Here is a 748-nt window from a genome sequence, read left to right on the forward strand (position 1 = left end):
CGGCGGGTGAAGGCGCCTTGGCGGTGGCGGAGTTCTTCTTCGCTGGGTTCGGTGCCGTCCTGGTCGATGGCGTCGGTCCAGCGGTGGGCGATGCGGAGCAGGAAGTCGTGGTCGTTSTCCAGGGCGGTGCGGTTCAGGGCGGCCTCCATGGTGTGGAGGGTGGCGGGGTTGGTGATGGGGCGGGCCTTGTCCAGGGCGGTGGTGATGATGGTTCCGGCGCGGGAGGCGATGGTCCCGGCGGCGAGGTTCGCGGCGGTCTGTTCGCAGGCGGGGGGCATGGGGTGGGTGTTGAGGCCGGTGCGGGGCAGCACGGCCGCGGCGAGGGCGAGCCGGCGGCGGGCTTCGCCGATGCTGATCCGGAGCCGGACCCGGAGGTATTCGGCGGTGTTCCGGCACCCGTCATCGGCAGGCACAGACCGCACCCGCGCCGGCCCCGGCGCCGTCTCCGCGGCCCCGGATGCTCCTGCACCCGCCGCGGTGTCGACCGCGCTGCCGCTGCCGGTGTCGGTGTCGGTGCTCCAGCCGGTGGTCCAGCCGGTGGCTTTGGCCGCGGGTCCGGCGGCGTTGACCGCCTCGGTGCGGGTCCGTTCCACCGCGGCCGCGGCGAGCAGCTGAAGGTGCTCGGCCCGGCGGGAGAGCTCCTCGGTCAGGTCCGCGAAATCCGCCGCCTCCCGGAAGGAAGCCAGCCCGAGCTCGTTGTCCGCGGCGTCGACCGCCGACGCCAGCGCCTCCAGACACTGCTCCAGGG

1 protein-coding gene is annotated in these 748 nt (G+C 74.2%); it reads right to left on the reverse strand.

The features are described 5' to 3' along the window. Positions 1–748 (reverse strand): DUF222 domain-containing protein (locus AC1D14_RS22575; RefSeq protein WP_476969235.1); only part of this gene is annotated, 748 nt, incomplete at both ends.

This window comes from Arthrobacter sp. P1_B11, from assembly GCF_056406715.1.